Raw genomic sequence first — 19,143 nt, forward strand, 5'->3', positions numbered from 1 at the left:
GATACCCGAAAGGGAGGCGGCTGTTTCGGCAGCGCCTCCCACGTCCTGACAACCCTACCCCCTCTTCTAGACGCTAGCTTTCCGTTCGGCGCGCTATCCCGTGTTGTCGCAGTTTGCGGTACAGCGTATTCCGACTGATGTTGAGGCGAGTGGCGACCCGACCGATGTGCCAACGCTCTTCATCGACCAGCGCCATGAGCGTCTGCCGCTCCGATGCACCGAGAGGGTCCTCGCAGTCGGTCTCCGATGCCGGTGGCGCAGGAAGCAACTCCAACGCATCCTCCAGCGTGATCCGCCCCTCCCACGCGAGCGCGACCAGCGTACGAAGGCAGATTCGAAGTTGCCTCACATTCCCCGGCCAGGCCTGTGCCATGAGATGTTCACGCACGCCGGGTTCCAGCTGTATCGCACTGTCGCCCGCTTCCTTGCGCAGCAGAAAGTCGAGCAGCGGGCCCTTGTCCGAACGCTCACGCAGCGGTGGAATCTGCACCGTGAACCCGCCAAGGCGATAAAACAGGTCTTCACGAAAGCGCCCTGCCACGACACTTGCCTGAAGGTCCTGGTGGCTCGCACTGATGAGCCGAATGTCGATCGGACGTGGCGTGCCGCTGCCCAGCGGCACCACTTGCCGCTCTTCAAGCACGCGCAACAGCCGGGTTTGCAGTGCCAGCGGCATGTCGCCGATTTCATCGAGGAACAGAATGCCGCCGTGGGCCTGTTCGAGCTTGCCGACCATGCCCTCCTTGCGGGCCCCGGTGAAGCTGCCACCCTGATAGCCGAACAGCTCGCTTTCGATGAGGCTTTCCGGGATCGCCGCGCAATTGATCGCGACGAACCGCTGATTCGATCGCGAACTTGCACGGTACAACGCTGCTGCGAACGCCTCTTTACCGGTGCCCGTTTCACCCTGCAAAAACACCGGCACGTCCCGCTCCAACACCCTGAGCGCACGGCTCAACCCGCGCTGCAAACGCTCGTCTTCCATGCAGAACTGGTCATCGTTGATGTGCGGCAGCGCACGCCTGGCGTTGAGAGCCGTCGGCGTCGCGATGCGAACGGGTGCGCGCAACTGACCGTAAAACAGGCGACCGTCGACCAATCGCATGGGCCAGCAAAGAGTGGGCTGATGGCTTGAATACCGGATGACCTGCTCAGCAGGCATTTCGAGCAGCGTCGACAGGGACTGCCCGATCAATTGATCCCGCGTGGCGCCCAGAAGATCCAGCGCCGCCTGATTCACCGAACGTATGCGGGCCGTGTCATCAAAGCTGACCAGCCCTTCGCCCAGCAGCCCGACGAACCGCGCTTCGGGGTGAAACCGAAGGAGGTACATCTGGGGTTCATGGCCCAGAAAGAAACAGTTTTCGATCAGTTTGGCGGACAGGTTGGTCAACGCCATCGCTTGCAGCATGGCGGAAGGGCTCTGGTCTTCCCGCGCTGAGGACAGGTTCAGTACAGCGAGCAACTCGCCCTGGTCGTCGAACACAGGACTGGCCGAACAACTCAACCCGGCGTGCTTTCCCCGAAAGTGCTCATCCCGGCGAATGGTCACCTGTTGACGCTCCACCAGGCACGTTCCGACCCCGTTGGTGCCCTCGACGTCCTCCCCCCACATCGCGCCGAGCCAGAGGCCCGCTCGCTGGAAGTCGGTGCGTTCCGCGTCATTGAACACGCTGTCGATCACCACGCCCTGAGCATCGGTCAGCATGACCACATGGCCATCGCCGCCCAGCTGCTGATGCAGGCTGCTCATCTGCCAGCGCGCCACCTTGATGATGTGTTCAAGGGGCGCACGGTGGGCGTTGAGGGTGTGGTTTTCCAGCACATTGGGCGGGCGTCGGCTGGCCGGGTCCAGCCCGTGTTGGTCCAGGCAGCGACGCCAGGACCGGGTGATCGCGGGGTCTTTCGCAAAATCGGCAGTCTTCGGCGAGCCCTGTACGGCCTGCAGCACCTGCTGGGCATGGGCGCTGAGCAATGCGGACGTCATATTTTTATTCTCCGCTGCATATCGGTATGCACTTTATTCCGCAGCTTAGGCGAAAAGGCCAGCCCGTGCGCCTTCATCTGCCCAACGTGACACTTTGTTCAGCGTGATTTCCAAATGCGTGACACATCACTGGCAATGGTGGCGTCGGATGTGGGCTCGCGTCGCTCCGGTGCGCTGTCCAGAGCGGTTTTTCCGACGTGGCCCGGGGTTTGCTCAGCTCACGGGCCACAACAACAAAAAACAGGGAGAAGCCCCATGAATGTTGCGATTGAAACCTCGCTGCAAACCCCCACTGCCCAACTTAGCGACTGGCTGGCGCGCCTGAGTGTTCACCTCGCCCAAGGAGACATTCCCGGCACTCTGGAACTGTTCGCAGACGAATGCTACTGGCGGGATCTGCTGCTGTTCAGCTGGAACCTGGTGACCCTCGAAGGCAAAGCCTCCATTTCCGACCTGTTGACCGAACGGCTCGAACAGACAAAACCGGACCACTGGGAAGTGGACGGGGAAGCGACCCTGAACGACGGCGTGCTGGAGGGCTGGATCACGCTGGAAACCGCCGAGGCCCGTGGCAAGGGTTACGTGCGTCTCAAGGACGGTGTGTGCTGGACGCTGTTGACCACCATGCGCGAACTGAAGGGCCATGAAGAACCCAGCGGCCGTCGCCGTCCATTCGGCGCCAATCATGGTCATGGCCATGCCGACAAACGCAACTGGCTGGAACGCCGTCGCGATGAAGAAGCGTCACTGGGCATCACCACGCAGCCCTATTGCCTGATCGTCGGCGGCGGGCAAGGCGGTCTCGGTCTTGCCGCACGCCTCAAGCGCCTTGGCGTGCCAACCCTGATCATCGACAAGGCGGACCGGCCTGGCGACCAATGGCGGGGGCGCTACAAATCCCTGTGCCTGCATGACCCGGTCTGGTACGACCACATGCCGTACCTGCCCTTCCCCGATCACTGGCCGGTGTTCACGCCGAAGGACCAGATCGGCGACTGGCTGGAGATGTACAGCAAGGTCATGGAGCTCAACTACTGGGCGCGCACCGAATGCGTGAATGCGCGCTTCGACGAGCCGTCCCGGACGTGGCGCGTCGAAGTGGAACGCAACGGCGAGCGTCTCGTCTTGCAGCCGACCCAACTCATTCTGGCGACTGGGATGTCCGGGGTCGCCAACGTCCCCGCCTATCCCGGCGCCGACGCCTTCAAGGGGCAACAGCACCACTCCAGCCGTCATCCCGGTGGCGATGCGTGGAGTGGCAAGAAAGCAGTGGTGATCGGCGCGAACAACTCGGCTCACGATATTTGTGCCGACTTGGTGGAAAACGGCGCTGACGTGACGATGGTGCAGCGTTCGTCCACCCATATCGTGCGGTCCGACAGTTTGATGGAGCTGGTGTTCGGCGGGCTGTATTCGGAAGACGCCGTGGAAAGCGGCCTGACCACGGACAAGGCGGACATGCTGTTCGCGTCGATCCCGTACAAGGTGATGCCGAGTTTTCATAAACCGGTGTTCGGAGCCATTCAGGAACGTGACAAGGATTTCTACGACGGTTTGAGCAAGGCCGGGTTCATGCTCGATTTCGGCGATGACGACTCCGGGCTGTTCATGAAGTACGTGCGTCGCGGGTCGGGTTACTACATCGACGTCGGCGCGTCCGAGTTGATCGCCAATGGCACGATCAAGCTCAAGAGCTCGCCGAACCTTGGTGTCGACCGGATCGAAGCCGATGCCGTCATCCTCAACGATGGAACGCGTCTGCCGGCTGACCTGATCGTCTACGCCACCGGGTACGGCTCCATGAACGGCTGGGCGGCGAAGCTGATTTCTCAGGAAGTGGCTGACAAGGTCGGGCGTTGCTGGGGACTGGGTTCAGGCACCACCAAAGACCCAGGCCCGTACGAAGGAGAACTGCGCAACATGTGGAAGCCGACACAACAGGAAAACCTGTGGTTCCACGGCGGCAACCTTCACCAGTCGCGGCATTACTCGCTGTACCTGGCGTTGCAGCTGAAAGCGCGGTTCGAAGGGTTGTCGACGCCGGTGTACAAGCTGGCCGAGACGCACCACATCGACTGAGGCAAGAAAGCAGTCCGGTGCCGGGTTTCGGCATCGGACCCTTCATTCACACCCACAGGTTCAGCGGGTGTCGCAGCTCTCGGGCTTGACACAGCCCTTGTGGGAGACGCCGGAGGCACGACGGCACCGACAGCGGTGGGTCAGTAGAAAATGCGTTGCCTGACACACCGCCTTCGCGGCCGTCGCACAGCTCCGGCAGCTCCCACAGGGACAGCGTCGAACCCTAGGCATTGCCGCGCCACCACCCTCGTGGGAGACGCCGGAGGAACGACGGCAGCGACAGCGGTGGGTCAGTAGAAAATGCGTTGCCTGATACACCGCTTTCGCGGCCGTCGCACAGCTCCGGCAGCTCCCACAGGGACAACGTCGGACCCTCGACATTGGCGCGCCACCACCCTCGCCAAATCCTCACAACCCCTCCCATCCCCCACCGAGTGCCGCTTGAAGTTGCACACTGGCGGTGAGTTGCGTCGCCACCAGGCTCAACAACGTCTGCCGCTCATTGAGGCTGGTCGCCTGCGTCGTCGCGACGTCCAGATAATCGATCACCCCGGCTTCATACTGGTCCCGGCTCACCGACGCCGATTCTTCCGCCGATTGCGCCGAGTTGCGACGCGCCAGCAATTCCGGTTCGAGCGTGCGCAGTTCCACCAGATAATCCTCCACCTCCCCTAATCCCGTCAGCACGGTCTGACGGTAGGTGGCGACGGTCGCGTCGTAGGCGTGGCGGGCCTGATCGACGCTGGCTTCGGTGGCGCCGAAATCGAGGATGTTGCCGGTCAGGCTCGGGCCGATGGACCAGAAGCGGTTCGGGATCGAGAACAGGTTGCTGATCGTCGAGCCTTGATAGCCTCCGCTGGCGCTCAGCGTCAGGTCGGGGTAGTACGCAGCCGTCGCTACGCCCACTGCCGCGTTGGCCGCGGCCATTTGCCGTTCGGCCGAGGCGATGTCAGGGCGGCGTTCCAACAAGCGGCTCGGCACACCCGTCGTCACGTTGGGCACGTGGTACTGCCAGGCCGGGTCAGCCGCCAGTGCAAAGTCGGCCGGGGGTTTGCCGATCAACAGCGCGATGGCGTGTTCGAACTGAGCCCGCTGCCATTGCAGATCAAGCATCGAGGCCTGGGCGCTCTGCAACTGCGTTTTGCCCGTAGCGAGGTCTGCCCGAGACGAAATCTGCTCGTCGTACTTGTTCTGGATGATCTGCAAATAGCGCTCGTAACCGGTGATGGTCTCGCGGTAGAGCACGATGCGCTGGTCCAGCACCCGCAATTGAAAGTAATCCTGAGCCAGTGACGATTGCGCGCTGAGGGTGGCGTTGGCCAAATCGGCCGCGCTGGCCTGGGCACTGGCGCGGTCCTGCTCGGTGGTGCGGCGCAGCTTGCCCCAGATGTCCGCTTCCCAGCTCAAATCAAGGCTCGCCGAATATTCCTTCCGCACCCCGCCCGCACTGCTGCCCCCGGTGGTGCCACTCGTGCCGGACGAAGAGCCCGTGCCCGTTTCACTGCGCGTCCCGGACCCCGTGGCGTCCAGCGTCGGGAACAGGTTGGCACGAGACTGTCGCACCAGTGCCAAGGCCTGCTGGTATTGCGCGGCGTACAGCGCGACGTTCTGGTTATTGAGCTGCACCTGATCCACCAGCGCGTTCAACTGCGGGTCCTGATACCGCGTCCACCACGGCCCTTTGGGCTGATCATCCTGCGGACTGGCGGCCTTCCAGCCTTCGGCCTCCTTGAAGGTCGCCGAGATCGGCGCGGTGGGCCGGTGGTAATCCGGGCCGACCATGCAGCCACTCAACAGGCCGCTGGTCAGCACCACGAAAAGACACAAACGGGAAAACAGTGGAGCGTTCATTCATTCAACCCTGTCAGTCAGCCGGGCACGTGAGTGCGGCGAATACGCGTGTGCCAGACGTGCCGGGAGGCACGGCTCAAGCGGTCGAGATAGAGGTATACCACCGGCGTGGTGAACAGCGTCAGCACCTGGCTCAACACCAGGCCCCCGGCGATGGCCACTCCCAGTGGCTTGCGCAGGTCGGCGTCGCCGCCACTGCCGAGCGCCAACGGCAAGGCGCCGAAAAACGCCGCCAGTGTGGTCATCATGATGGGCCGGAAACGCATGCGGCAGGCTTCGATGATCGCCTGCTCCGGCGGCAGATTTCGGTCGCGCTCGGCCATCAGCGCGAAGTCGATCATCATGATCGCGTTCTTTTTGACGATGCCGATCAACAGCAGAATGCCGATCAGCGCGATCACCGTCAGCTGCATGTTCACCGCCTTGAGCAATAACAGCGCCCCCACCCCGGCCGAAGGCAAGGTCGAGAGGATGGTCAGCGGGTGAATGTAGCTCTCGTACAGCACGCCCAAGACGATGTAGACCGCCAGCAACGCTGCCGCGATCAGCCAGGGCATGCTCGCGGCGAGGGCGGCATACGCTTGAGCGGTGCCCGCGAAACCGTATTGCACGTCGCGAGGCATGCCGACCTTGTCCACCGCTTTGTTGATCGCCACGGTCGCCTGATCCAGCGAGACGCCGTCCTGCAAGTTGAACGCAATGGTGCTGGTGGCAGACTGGCCCTGGTGCGCCACGGCCAGCGGCGCGTTATCCGGGCTGAAGGTCGCGAAGGCGGTCAGTGGCACTTGCTGGTTGTCGCTGTTGATCACGTACATGCGGTCGAGCATGGTCGGGTCGCGGGTGTAGAACGGGTCCAGGCCCATGACCACGTGGTATTGGTTGAGGGTTTTGTAGAGGGTCGCGACCTGCCGCTGGCTGTAGGCGTTGTTCAGCAGGTTGTCGATGTCAGTGACGCTCACGCCCAGCCGGCTCGCTGCGGCGCGGTCGATGTGCAGCTTGAGTTCTTGCCCGCCGGTTTGCGCATCGGAATCGATGCCGGTCAGTTCCGGCAAGGCGCGCAAGGCGGTCTCGACCTTCGGTTCCCACTGGCGCAACACGTCGAGGTCGTCCGCCTGAAGGCTGAACTGGTACGTGGCGTTGGCGCTGCGCCCGCCTACGCGAATGTCTTCCGCCGGGGTCAGGAACACCTGAATTCCTGCTGACGTGTTATTCGCCTTGGTAAGACGGTTGGCGATCACCGCCGCGCTGCTGGTGCGCTGGGTGTAATCCTTGAGCCGGACGAAGAAGTCACCGGTGTTGCGCGAGCCTGCCCGCCCGCTACCGGTTGACGACATCACGGCTTCAACGTCGGGGTCCGCCGCGAGATCGTGGGCGATCTTCATCAGGTACGGCTTGAGGGCCTGAAACGAAATGTTCTGGTCGGCCCGCACGGCGCCCATCAACACCCCGGTGTCCTGGGCCGGAAAGAAACCCTTCGGCACCGTGGCGTACAGGTACACGTTGAGCACCACGGTCAGCAGCAGGCTGAACAGGGTCAACAGCCGATGACGCATGACCCAGCCCAGCGCCGTGATGTACGCGCCTTGCATTCGGGCCAGTCCGGCTTCGATCCAGCGATACAGCCGCGGCTCAGAGGCATCGTGGGCCGGTTGGCGCAACAGCAACACGCACAGCACGGGCGTCAGGCTCAGGGACACGATCATTGACAGCCCCAGCGCGATGCTCAACGTCACGGCGAATTCCCGAAACAGCCGCCCGACGATGCTGCCCATCAGCAGAATCGGGATGAACACCGCGATCAGCGACAGGGTCATCGACAGCACCGTGAAGCCCACTTCCCGGGTGCCCATCAGCGCCGCACGCAGCGGTCGCATGCCCATTTCCTGATAACGGGCGATGTTTTCCAGCACCACGATGGCGTCGTCCACCACGAAACCGGTGCAGATGATCAGCGCCATCAGCGACAGGTTGTCGAGGCTGTAGCCCAGCAGGTACATCAGTGAGCAGGTGCCGATCAGCGACACCGGCAGTACCACGGCGGGGATCAGCGTCGCCCGCACGTTGCGCAGGAACACGAAGACCACGGCGATCACCAGCAGCGTGGCGATCAGCAGGGTTTCCTCGGTGTCGTGCAGGGACGAGCGCACCGTCGGGCCACGGTCGATGACGCTGATCAATTGCACGTCGCCGGGGATTTCGCGCTGCAACTCGGGAAGCAGCGCCTTGATCCGGTCGATGGTCTGCAACATATTCGCGCCAGCCTGGCGGGTCACTCCGAGGGTCACGGAGGGCTGGCCGTTGTAATAGCCGCCGACGAAGGCGTCTTCCACAGAGTCATAGACATTGGCCACGTCCCGCAGGTGAACGGCGCTGCCGTTCTGGTAGGTGATGACCAGCGCCTGATAATCCGCGGCCTTGTCGATCTGGTCGTTGGCGTCGACCACCCAACTCTGGCCGTCGCCCTGCAAGATGCCCTTGGGCTTGGCCTTGGTGGCGTTATTGATGACGGTGCGCACGGTTTCCAGCGAAATGCCCGCGTGGTTCAGCAGGTTCGGCTGGATGTCGATCCGCACGGCCGGCAATGCACCGCCGCGCACCGACACTTCGCCGACGCCGTTCACCTGCGCGACTTTCTGCTGCAGCTTGCTATACGCGAGGTCGTAAAGCTCGCCGGGGCTGCGGGTCGATGACGTCAGCGCCAGCATCAACACCGGCGCTTCGGACGGGTTGGCCTTGCGGTAGGTCGGCAGCGACGGCATGGAACTGGGCAACAGGCTGCGGGAGGCGTTGATTGCGGCCTGCACGTCTCGGGCGGCACCGTTGATGTCGCGGTCGAGTTCGAATTGCAGGATCAGCGTGGTCGAGCCCTGGCTGCTAGTGGACGTCATCTCGGTGATCCCGGCGATCTGCCCGAGGCTGCGTTCCAAGGGCGTCGCCACCGTGGCGGCCATGGTTTCGGGACTGGCCCCCGGCAATGAGGCGCTGACCATGATCGTCGGGAAGTCCACCTGTGGCAGCGGCGCCACGGGCAGCAACGTGTAACCGAGAATCCCGGCCAGCGTGATGCTCAGGCTCAGCAGCAAGGTGGCGACCGGGCGCCGGATGAACAGCCGCGAGAGGTTCATGCCTCGCCTCGGTCAATGCGCGTGCTGCCACGGTTGAAGCGCGCCTTGGCCCGTTCCGACAGGCGATCAAACAGCAAGTAAATCACCGGCGTCGTGAACAGCGTCAGCACTTGGCTCAGCAGCAACCCACCGACGATCACCAGCCCCAGCGGACGCCGCAGTTCCGCGCCCGCCCCGGTCGCCAGCATCAACGGCAAGGCGCCGAACAACGCTGCGAGGGTGGTCATCAGAATCGGCCGCAGACGGAGCAAGGCCGCGCGGTGGATCGCATCGCGGGCGCTGAGGCGTTGCTGCTGACGGCCTTCGAGGGCGAAGTCGATCATCATGATCGCGTTTTTCTTGACGATGCCGATCAGCAGAATCACCCCGATCAATGCAATCAGGCTGAATTCGGTGCCAGTCAGCAACAGCGCGAGCAACGCGCCGATGGCCGCCGAGGGCAAGGTCGAGAGGATGGTCACCGGGTGAATGAAGCTCTCGTAGAGCATGCCCAGCACGATGTACATGGTGACCAACGCCGCGAGAATCAGCCACAGCGTGTTGCCGGTGGCGGTCTGGAACGCTTCGGCGGCGCCCTGATAACGCAGGGTGATGCTGGTCGGCGCGGCCAGATCGGTCATGACCTGAGCGATGGCCTGCTGCGCCTGCTCCAGCGAATAGCCGTCCGCCAGGTTGAACGACACCGTCACGGCCGGGAATTGATCCAGCCGGCTCAACGACAGCGAACCGGTGCGCTGGCCGACCTTGGCAATGTCGGTCAGGCGCACCATCTGCGCAGGCGTGGTGGTGGTCGTAGAGGTCGCCGTGCTGCTGGTGCTCGACGACGCGCCGGTCGTGGCCGTGGCGTTGGTGGTGCCCGTAACAGCCGACAGGTAGATGTTGTCGAACGCCGCAAGGTTCTGCTGGAACTGCCCCGGCACTTGCAGCACCACGCGGTACTGGTTGGATTGGGTGAAGATCGTCGAAATCAAGCGCTGGCCGAAGGCGTTGTACAGCGCGGTATCGACATCAGACGCGCTGATCCCGTAACGCATGGCCGCCGCCCGGTCCAGCTCGACATAAGCCACCAGCCCCTGATCCTGCAGGTTGTCGATGACGTCGCGCATTTCCGGGCGCTGTTGCAGTTTCTCCATCAGCTTCGGCAGCAGTGCCGAGAGGTTCGCGCTTTCGGAATCGTCGAGGGTGAACTGGTACTGGCTGGGGGTCAGTTGGTCATCGACGGTGAGGTCTTGCGAGGACACCAGATTCAGCTGAATCCCGGCCACCGCGCTGGCGGCTTTTTCCAGACGGGTGATGACCTGAGTGGCAGTTTCGTCCCGGTCTTCGAAGGGCTTGAGGTCGATCTGCAAGCGGCCGTTGTTCAGCGAGTCGTTGTTGCCGTCGACGCCGATGGTGGACGACACCGATGCCACCGCCGGGTCCTGACGCACCACCTCCACCATCGCCTGCTGCCGCCGCGCCATTTCACTGAACGACACGTCCTGGGAGGCCCGGGTAAAGCCCTGAATCAGCCCCGTGTCTTGAGTCGGAAAGAAGCCCTTGGGCACGACGAGGTACAAAAACGCGGTGAGCGCGACGGTGCCGACTGCCACAAGCAACGTCAGCTTCTGGTGATCCAGCACCCACACCAGCCCCCGGTCGTAGCCGTCCAGCACCTTTTGATACTGACGGTCGCCCCACGCGGCAAAACGGCCCTTCCCTTCTTCGGGCACATGGCGCAGCAGGTGCGCGCAGAGCATCGGGGTCAGGGTCAACGAGACGATCATCGACACCAGAATCGCCACCGCCAGCGTGATCGCGAACTCCCGAAACAGTCGCCCCACGACGTCGCCCATGAACAACAGCGGAATGAGCACGGCGATCAGCGAGAACGTCAGCGAGATGATGGTGAAACCTATTTCCTGCGAACCCTTGAAGGCCGCCGCCATCGGCTCTTCGCCTTCCTCAAGGTGCCGGGAAATGTTCTCGACCACCACGATGGCGTCGTCGATGACGAAGCCGGTGGCGATGGTCAGCGCCATCAGCGTCAGGTTGTTCACGCTGAAACCGGCGAGGTACATGACGCCGAAGGTGCCGATCAGCGACAGGGGCACCGCGAGGCTGGGAATCAGGGTGGCGGTGAAACTGCCGAGAAACGCGAACGTCACCAACACCACGAGTCCGATGGACAGCATCAGCTCGATCTGCACGTCCTTGATCGACGCACGAATGGTCTGGGTACGGTCGCTGATCACGGTCAGCTTCACCGAATCCGGCAGCGCCGACTGCAAGGTCTGCAACTTCTGCTCGATGCTGTCGACCACTTCGATGACGTTGGCGCCGGGCTGACGCTGCACCGCGATGACAATGGCCGGCTGGCCGTTGGCGGTGGCGGACAGGTACTGGTCCTGGGGCGCTTCGGCGGTGGTGGCGACGTCCTTGAGGCGCAGGGCCGAGCCGTTTTCGTAGGCCAGGACCAGTTCGCCGTATTCCACGGCATCCCGCAGCTGGTCATTGGCGTCGATGGTGATCGAGTGCGACGGGCCGTCAAAACCGCCTTTGGAGCCGTTGACGTTGGCGGCGTTGACCTTGTCGTAGACGTCTTCCAGCGTCAGGCCGTGGGCCGCGAGGCTGGTGGGGTTGACCTCGATTTTCACCGCAGGCTGCTGACCGCCCGCGAGGCTGACCATGCCGACCCCGGAAATCTGCGAGAGTTTGAGGGCCACGCGGGTGTTGATCAGGTCCTGCACGCGGGTCAGCGGCAGGCTGTCGGATGTGGCGGCGAGGGTCAGCACGGCGGTGTCGGCGGGGTTGACCTTCTTGTACGTCGGCGGGTTGGGCAAATCGCTGGGCAGCAGGCTGTTGGCGGCGTTGATTGCGGCCTGTACTTCTTGCTCGGCAACGTCCAGTGACAGGTCGAGAGAGAATTTCAGCGTGATGACCGAGGCCCCCGCCGAACTGGTGGAATACATCTGGGCCAGCCCGGCCATTTGGCCCAACTGGCGTTCAAGGGGGGCGGTGACCGCCGAGGCCAACACGCTGGAACTGGCGCCGGGGTAAAGCGTACTGACCTGAATCGTCGGGTAATCGACTTCGGGTAATGCCGAGGTCGCGAGCAAACGGTAGGCGAAAATACCGGCCAGCATGACCGCCAGCATTAGCAACATCGTGGCGACCGGACGCTGGATAAACAGCCGTGATGGGTTCATGGGGCGGTGGTACCGGCAGTACGCTTGCCGGTTTTCTCGGTGGCGACGTCCGTGCCGGCCTTCTCGATTTCGACCTTGCTGCCGTCACGCAGGTGATCGATGCCCCGCGTCACCACTTGCTCGCCCAGCGCCACACCTTCGGTGATCACGGTCTGATCGCCCATGACCGGGCCGACCTTGATGCTGCGACGGTTGACCTTGCCGTCCTTCACTGCATACAGAAACTCGCCCGTGCTGCTCAACTGCACGGCGGCTGATGGCACGACGACGGCGTTGTGCAGGGTGTCGGTGGTCAGCTTCACGTTGACGAACTGGTTGGGGTAGAGCTTTTCATCCGGGTTATCGAACTGCGCCTTGAGTTTGATGCTGCCGGTGTTGGTGTCAATTTCGTTGCTGATGAACTTCAGTGTGCCGCTGGCCAACGGCGTGGTGCCCAGTTGATCGAGGGCCTGCACGCCCAGCGATTCGCCTTTGCGCACTTTCGGCAAGAGCGACGCCAGTTGCGCTTGCGGCAGGCTGAACGTCACGGCGATGGGGTTGGTCTGGGTGACAGTGACGATGCCCGTGGTGCTGCTGGACGACACGATGTTGCCGGGGTCCACCAGGCGCAGGCCGACGTAGCCGTCAATGGGCGAGACGATTTTGGCGTAGACCAGGTTCAGCTTCGCCGCATCGATCTGGCCCTGATCGGCCTTCACCGCACCGGCGTACTGCCCGACCGTGGCCATCTGGGTGTCCAGGTCCTGTTTGGCCAGCGAGTCCTTGGCGAATAGCCGTTTATAGCGTTCGGCGGTCAGTTGCGCGCTTTTGAGCAGCGCCTGATTCTGGGCCATGTCGCCTTGGTACTGATCGAGCGTGGCCTGATAGGCGCGAGGGTCGATCTGCGCCAGCAACTGGCCTTTTTTCACGTACTGGCCTTCAGTGAAGTACACCGCCATCAGCTCACCGTCGACACGGCTGGTGACCGTGACCGAATAATTCGGGATCACCGTGCCCAGCGCCTGCTGAATCACCGGTACATCCGCTGCTGCTGCCGTCCCGACCGCCACGCTCACCGTGGCGTTGGGGTCGGTCATCCCCGGCCCGGCATGACGTCCGCCGGGGCTGGCAGGCACGGCGCTGCCGTCACGCTGGGTCGGCGCATTGGCGGGCGTGTGCCGAAGGTAAAGAAAGACAGCGACGAGGGCTGCGACTATCAGGAGCGCAATGACAACGATGCGCTTGCGTGAACGGGCTGCCGGGATCTGGGTCATGGGGGACTTCTGCTGGACAAGGGATAACGCGTGCAACGGTCAACGACGCGGCTTGGAACGCGGTCGGTGTAGTGTCATTTAGCCCTCCATGGAGAGTTGTAACAAGCTGTAAAGATGACCTTTTCAGATTATTTACATTGTGAAAGCCCCGTCATTTTTATCGCCAGAAAGTTCCATCCCTACTATTCAATTAGACAGATGTCTAATACGGCTCAAACATTCCTACGTACTACTACGAGCATCAAATCTGTTACATGCTGGTTATCATCAGGCCGCCTTCGTGCCGACCCCAATAACAAATTTCCGGTGCTGAAAACATGACCCTTTCTATCCGTAGCAAAGTCGTTTTGCTGTGCGTTGTCCCTGCGCTATTGCTCGCCGTGCTGATTACGGGTTTGGCGGTGATGCTGTTGCAGAAAACGGCCGACGACCAGATCAACGACACGCGCCGTACCCTGATCACCGATCGCCAAAACGCCCTGGAACATTCGGTCCAGGTTGCGCAAAGTGCGATCGCCTCCCTTTACGACGCCTCCGCACCCGGCGATCTGACCGCGCGCGACAAGGCCGTCAATGTCCTCAAACAACTGCGTTACGGCACCGACGGTTATTACTTCGGTTACGACGCCAATAGCGTGCGAGTGTTCTGGGCCGACAAGGACGTGAAGATTGGCGAGAGTTTCAGCAACTTTCGCGACCCTGATGGCGTGTTCGTGATCAACGAACTGGTGCGGGTTGCCAAGGCCGGGTCGCACTATCAGCGGTATCGCTTCCCGGTGCCGAACAGCGATAAGGTCGTGCCCAAGATCGGCTATGCGCTGTACCTCGAAAAATGGAATTTGATGATCGGCACGGCCGTGAACATGGACGACATCGACGCTCAGGTCGCCCAAGTGAGTGACGAGCTCAAGTCCCGTCGCGCGGAACTGGTTTGGCAAATCCTGGCGCTGAGCATCGTGGCGTCCATCCTGCTGGCGCTGTTGGCCGCGTGGCAGGTGAAACGCCTGTTCAATCCGCTGCTGCAACTGCGCCTGCAGTTGGAGAACATCGCTTCGGGTGACGGCGACCTGACCCGTCGACTCCCTGTGACGAGGCACGATGAACTCGGCGAACTGGCGGTGGCCTTCAACCGTTTCGTCGAGAAAATTCAGGGGCTGATCGGCAACGTCACCGGCATGACACTGCGCCTGAACACGTTAGTGACGGGTGTCACCGATCAGGCGCAGCGCTCGGAACGGGCCATGGACCTGCAACGTCAGGAGACCGATCAGGTCGCAGCGGCGATCAACGAAATGAGCGCCGCCGCGTTGCAAGTCGCGCAAAACGCTCAGGAAGCGGCTCGGGCAGCCAATCAGGCGCAGCACGAGGGGGCGTCCGCCGGGCAGATCGTCAGCGCCAGTGTCGACAGCATTCACGGGTTGGTGGACAACCTGCGCGTCAGCGGCACCTCCCTGACAAAATTGCAAACCGAGGTGGACGCCATCGCCGGGGTGCTCGGGGTGATTCGCGCCATCGCCGAACAGACCAACCTGCTGGCCCTCAACGCCGCCATCGAAGCCGCACGGGCCGGTGAAGCGGGTCGTGGCTTTGCGGTGGTTGCGGATGAGGTTCGGGCACTGGCCAGCCGTACCCAGGAGAGCACCAAAGAGATTCACGGCATGATCGGCCGACTGGAAGCGGGCACGGTCGACACCGTCAGCGCCATGAAGCAGTCCAGTGAAGCGGGTAACCAGACCCGCGAACAGGCCGCCCGGGCCACCACCTCGCTGGACGCCATCGGCGCGCTGATTTTCACCATCAACGCGATGAACGCCCAGATCGCCAGCGCCGCCGAGCAACAGACCGCCGTCTCCGAAGAGATCAACCGCAGCGTTCAGCAGATTGCATCCTCTATCGAAACCGTCGCCCAAGACACGCAACAAGGGGCCAATACGGCACGGGAGCTGTCGCTGCTCAGCCAGGAACTGACCACGGCGGTTGGCCAGTTCAGGGTGTGAGTCCTCGATCGTTTGCACAGGTTTTGCGTCGGCCGCTCCTCTTGGGCCTGACGCATTTCTCTGTAGGAGCGAATTCATTCGCGAAGGTGGGTCAGGCACAACAGCTCCATCGACCAAACGGGCCTCTCGCGAACGAATTCGCTCCTACAGTTAAGCCAGTGCCATGCCGGAAGCTTGCGGCGACACCGGACCTCTGTAGGAGCGAATTCATTCGCGAAGGTGGCTCAGGCACTACAGCTCTATCGACCGAACGGGCCTCTCGCGAATGAATTCGCTCCTACAGTTGAGCCTGCGCCATACCGGAAGCTTGCGGCGACACTGGAACCTCTGTGGGAGCGAATTCATTCGCGAAGGTGGGTCAGGCGACACAGCTCTATCGACCGGACGCGCCTCTCGCGAACGAATTCGCTCCTACAGTTAAGCCAGTGCCATACCGGAAGCTTGCGGCGACACTGGAACCTCTGTGGGAGCGAATTCATTCGCGAAGGTGGGTCAGGCAATACAGCTCTATCGACCGAACGGGCCTCTCGCAAGTAAATTCGCTCCCACAGTTGGCCTGTAGCGCACCCTGCCCTCGTCCACGCCTCCAAAATCCCGTCCGATAATCGCCCAACTTCGCCACCACAGCCCCCTCTGTCCGCGCACTTTATGGTGTGATGCGCCGGTCGCTTACACGTGGCCGCGCAGTCGAAGTAACCGGGATCGTGAGTGCCCCCCTTCCTGACGCCGCCCTTTCAGAACGAGGAGCTGTCCGTGATTGACAAGAGATTCGAATCCATCGCCGCTGCGGTGGAAGGCATACGTGATGGCGCCGTCATCATGGTCGGGGGCTTCGGCAGTGCCGGCATGCCGTCCGAATTGATTGATGGCGTCATCGCCACGGGTGCGCGGGAGCTGACCATCATCAGCAACAACGCGGGTAACGGCGATCACGGCCTGGCGGCATTGCTCAAGGCGGGCAGCGTACGCAAGGTCGTGTGCTCCTTCCCGCGCCAGTCGGACTCCTACGTGTTCGACGCGCTGTACCGCGCCGGTAAAGTCGAACTGGAAGTGGTGCCTCAGGGCAACCTGGCCGAACGCATTCGTGCCGCGGGCTCGGGCATTGGCGCGTTCTACTCGCCCACCGGCTTCGGCACCCTGCTCGCCGAAGGCAAGGAAACCCGCGTGATCGATGGCCGGGACTACGTGCTGGAAATGCCCCTGCACGCCGACATCGCCCTGATCAAGGCCCACAAGGGCGATCGCTGGGGCAACCTCGTGTACCGCAAGGCGGCACGCAATTTCGGACCGATCATGGCGATGGCTGCGAAAGTCGCCATTGCTCAGGTCGATGAAATCGTGGAACTGGGCCAACTGGACCCGGAACACGTCATCACCCCCGGGATTTTCGTCCAGCGCGTGGTGGCCGTGCCGGGCTACGCCGTCTCTCCTTCCGCCACCGCCACCGCCACCGCCACCGCCACTGCCACTGCCGTCTGAGGCCTGCCATGACCGTCACTCAAAAACTGTCGCGCACCGACATGGCCCAACGCGTGGCCGCCGACATCCCCGAAGGGGCTTACGTGAACCTGGGCATTGGCCTGCCCACGCTGGTGGCCAATTACCTGGGCGAAAAGGAAGTCTTCCTGCACAGCGAGAACGGCATCCTCGGCATGGGCCCCTCCCCCGAGCCCGGCGCCGAAGACGATGACCTGATCAACGCGGGCAAACAGCACGTGACCCTGTTGACCGGCGGCGCGTTTTTCCACCACGCCGATTCGTTCTCGATGATGCGCGGCGGCCACATCGACATCGCCGTGCTCGGTGCCTTTCAGGTGTCCGTCACCGGTGATCTCGCCAACTGGCACACCGGCGCTGAAGGCTCCATCCCTGCCGTCGGCGGCGCGATGGACCTGGCCACAGGGGCTCGCCAAGTGTTCGTGATGATGGACCACCTGACCAAAACCGGCGAAAGCAAACTCGTCGACCAGTGCAGCTACCCGCTGACCGGAATCGGTTGCGTGACCCGCATTTACACCGACCTGGCGATTCTGGATGTGACGGATCAGGGTCTGTTAGTGCGCGAAATCGTGGCGGATATTAGTTTTGAAGAACTGCAACGGCTCAGTGGTGTGCCGTTGCATCAATAGTTCAGGTCTTCACGCCGGTTGTTTCAAGAAGGCTCCTGACCTTGAGGAGGCGCCAGCGAGCCACGTCGCTCTCCGAACAAGGCGGGACGGCTGTTGCGTCGCGCCGAAGCGGCCTGCAACGCCTGAAGGTCGTGAGGCGCCAGACTGGACTTGCGGCTGGAGACAGGGCTCGCCTCGTTGCTGCGCGCTTCGAATTCACTGGCGCGACGGCCCACGTGCCCCGAGAGCTGGCTCCACGCGCTGTTGCGCGCCATTGGGTAACGCTGACCGTGTTGCTGATTGAAGGTGTTCATCGCCTCAGGATCACGCAACACCGTCACAGGCCCGTGCTCCCCCAACGAGCGTGGCAGGATCAGCGTCGCGGGAAAGTTGGCGGCCAGATCGCTGTGCGGATTGCCTTGGTCCGCGCCGTGATGGACCAGGCGCCAGGCCGCGTTCTCGGGTTGACTGAAATCCACCTCGGGCCGCAGCCGTGCGTTGATCTGATTGGCGATGTTTCGCTCCAGCCCCGTGATGTGATCGGCCCCGGCCCCGGCCTCGTTCGAGGGCGTCGGCAATGCACCACTCAAACCACCTCGCAAGCCCGGTTGGGACGGTCGCCGGTTGGTGTCCGCCCCCATCTGACGCCAATTGGGCATGATGACGAACAGGTCGTAGTCGGCGGTCAGCGGTTTGTCCTGACGGGGATCGTCCTGGCGTTTCATGGGTGCCAAGACCTGCACCGGCTCGCCTTCATGCAGAATGTCGAACGATTGGCCGTCATGAAGGGGTCGCGCCATGAACTCCGCTGCCCCGTCGGCGACCGTGATCATGCGCGTGCCATCGACCGACGGTGCGTGCAACCGGAGCCGTCCGGCATCTTGAAGCAATGCAAGGCGCTCCAGCGGCAACTGCAAGGGGATGGCCCTGGCGTGCTGTTTTTCCAGCCCCGACTGAGTGTTCTGGTTGGCCTTTTCGATCGCCCCGCGATCCCCTCCTCGCAACTTGCTGAACCCCTGCTCCACTGGAATAAAACCGTACAGCGGACCCAGATCGGAACTCTTGCCTTTGATCTGCTGGCTCTTGGTCGGATAGCCCTGCTCGATAAGCGACCGGTTCAACGGATCGAACGGCCGGAAAGCGATCACGCAGTCATGTTCACGGGCAATGTCGTGCAATGTGCGCAGGTGTTCGGCGGGAATGCCGGTCTGGTCGCCGACCTGCCGGATGCTGTGATCGAGGGCTTGTGCGGCATCCATAGGCACCGTCGGGGTGGAAGCGTGAGCCGCTTGGGTGCTGTGGGTGCCGAACGAGAAGTGGGGGTTGAACAGGGAATGATTGACTGGATCCATGGCGTGTCCGGAGCGCGTCGTTCGCGAGCAGGGTTTAGAAGAACGAGGACCGTTGCCTCGGCAGGTCCGCGGGGCAGGCTGAAGCGGCAACCACACGATCCGCAGAGTTTGAGTGGTTCGGTGAGTGTTTTCAGTTCCATCCTGCGTTCATGGCTTGGGGTTTGTAGCCACCGGAAGAAAACACCGTCCGGCATGCGGGGTGC

Annotated in this window: 10 protein-coding genes and 1 pseudogene; 5 read left to right on the plus strand and 6 right to left on the minus strand. The window is 62.5% G+C overall.

The annotated features are described in order from the left end of the window. Positions 1-73: 73 nt before the first annotated feature. Entirely contained in the window at positions 74-1,987 is a 1,914-nt protein-coding gene (locus ACIQAL_RS19585) for a sigma-54-dependent Fis family transcriptional regulator (protein WP_401148473.1), read from the minus strand. Positions 1,988-2,242: 255 nt separating this feature from the next. On the opposite strand from ACIQAL_RS19585, the gene ACIQAL_RS19590 reads away from it, so the two are divergent. After that, a complete protein-coding gene (locus tag ACIQAL_RS19590; protein WP_401148475.1) occupies positions 2,243-4,066 on the plus strand; it encodes an NAD(P)/FAD-dependent oxidoreductase in 1,824 nt (607 codons plus the stop codon). Between the two features lie 408 nt (positions 4,067-4,474). On the opposite strand, the gene ACIQAL_RS19595 is transcribed toward ACIQAL_RS19590, so the two are convergent. From ACIQAL_RS19595 to ACIQAL_RS19610, 4 genes are read right to left on the minus strand one after another with little or no spacing between them, the layout of a single operon-like run. Next, the gene (locus ACIQAL_RS19595) at positions 4,475-5,917 is read right to left on the minus strand and encodes an efflux transporter outer membrane subunit (RefSeq protein ID WP_401148478.1); all 1,443 of its coding nucleotides are present in this window, start codon (positions 5,915-5,917) and stop codon (positions 4,475-4,477) included. Positions 5,918-5,934: 17 nt separating this feature from the next. Further along, on the minus strand, positions 5,935-9,042 hold the full coding sequence (locus ACIQAL_RS19600) for an efflux RND transporter permease subunit (RefSeq protein WP_401148480.1): 3,108 nt from the start codon (positions 9,040-9,042) through the stop codon (positions 5,935-5,937). Continuing rightward, the gene (locus ACIQAL_RS19605) at positions 9,039-12,230 is read right to left on the minus strand and encodes an efflux RND transporter permease subunit (protein WP_401148483.1); all 3,192 of its coding nucleotides are present in this window, start codon (positions 12,228-12,230) and stop codon (positions 9,039-9,041) included. The genes ACIQAL_RS19600 and ACIQAL_RS19605 overlap by 4 nt, the downstream gene beginning before the upstream one ends. Then, positions 12,227-13,483 (minus strand): efflux RND transporter periplasmic adaptor subunit, encoded by a 1,257-nt coding sequence (locus ACIQAL_RS19610; RefSeq protein ID WP_401148486.1) that lies wholly within the window; start codon positions 13,481-13,483, stop codon positions 12,227-12,229. The genes ACIQAL_RS19605 and ACIQAL_RS19610 overlap by 4 nt, the downstream gene beginning before the upstream one ends. 404 nt (positions 13,484-13,887) lie before the next feature. Here ACIQAL_RS19610 and ACIQAL_RS19615 point away from each other — a divergent pair. From ACIQAL_RS19615 to ACIQAL_RS19630, 4 genes and pseudogenes are all read left to right on the plus strand, one after another. Next, a pseudogene (locus ACIQAL_RS19615) lies at positions 13,888-14,622 on the plus strand (cache domain-containing protein); the annotation flags it as partial. A 102-nt stretch (positions 14,623-14,724) separates the two neighbouring features. Next, on the plus strand, positions 14,725-15,480 hold the full coding sequence (locus ACIQAL_RS19620; RefSeq protein WP_401148602.1) for a methyl-accepting chemotaxis protein: 756 nt from the start codon (positions 14,725-14,727) through the stop codon (positions 15,478-15,480). A 753-nt stretch (positions 15,481-16,233) separates the two neighbouring features. Continuing rightward, complete coding sequence (locus ACIQAL_RS19625; RefSeq protein WP_401148488.1) at positions 16,234-16,959, plus strand: 3-oxoacid CoA-transferase subunit A; 726 nt, start codon at positions 16,234-16,236, stop codon at positions 16,957-16,959. Positions 16,960-16,967: 8 nt separating this feature from the next. Beyond that, on the plus strand, positions 16,968-17,609 hold the full coding sequence (locus ACIQAL_RS19630) for a 3-oxoacid CoA-transferase subunit B (RefSeq protein ID WP_401148491.1): 642 nt from the start codon (positions 16,968-16,970) through the stop codon (positions 17,607-17,609). Positions 17,610-17,632: 23 nt separating this feature from the next. Here ACIQAL_RS19630 and ACIQAL_RS19635 read toward each other — a convergent pair whose 3' ends face one another. Beyond that, a complete protein-coding gene (locus ACIQAL_RS19635; protein ID WP_401148494.1) occupies positions 17,633-18,940 on the minus strand; it encodes an anthrax toxin-like adenylyl cyclase domain-containing protein in 1,308 nt (435 codons plus the stop codon). Positions 18,941-19,143: the final 203 nt, after the last annotated feature.

This window comes from Pseudomonas sp. NPDC088368 (assembly GCF_044753445.1).
GTDB lineage: Bacteria > Pseudomonadota > Gammaproteobacteria > Pseudomonadales > Pseudomonadaceae > Aquipseudomonas > Aquipseudomonas bambusae.

Coding starts and splice junctions, on each gene's coding strand:
- ACIQAL_RS19635 (WP_401148494.1), bottom strand. CDS start 18,940: ATGGATCCAGTCAATCATTCCCTGTTCAACCCCCACTTCTCGTTCGGC.
- ACIQAL_RS19620 (WP_401148602.1), top strand. CDS start 14,725: ATGGACCTGCAACGTCAGGAGACCGATCAGGTCGCAGCGGCGATCAAC.
- ACIQAL_RS19630 (WP_401148491.1), top strand. CDS start 16,968: ATGACCGTCACTCAAAAACTGTCGCGCACCGACATGGCCCAACGCGTG.
- ACIQAL_RS19605 (WP_401148483.1), bottom strand. CDS start 12,230: ATGAACCCATCACGGCTGTTTATCCAGCGTCCGGTCGCCACGATGTTG.
- ACIQAL_RS19610 (WP_401148486.1), bottom strand. CDS start 13,483: ATGACCCAGATCCCGGCAGCCCGTTCACGCAAGCGCATCGTTGTCATT.
- ACIQAL_RS19590 (WP_401148475.1), top strand. CDS start 2,243: ATGAATGTTGCGATTGAAACCTCGCTGCAAACCCCCACTGCCCAACTT.
- ACIQAL_RS19600 (WP_401148480.1), bottom strand. CDS start 9,042: ATGAACCTCTCGCGGCTGTTCATCCGGCGCCCGGTCGCCACCTTGCTG.
- ACIQAL_RS19585 (WP_401148473.1), bottom strand. CDS start 1,987: ATGACGTCCGCATTGCTCAGCGCCCATGCCCAGCAGGTGCTGCAGGCC.
- ACIQAL_RS19595 (WP_401148478.1), bottom strand. CDS start 5,917: ATGAACGCTCCACTGTTTTCCCGTTTGTGTCTTTTCGTGGTGCTGACC.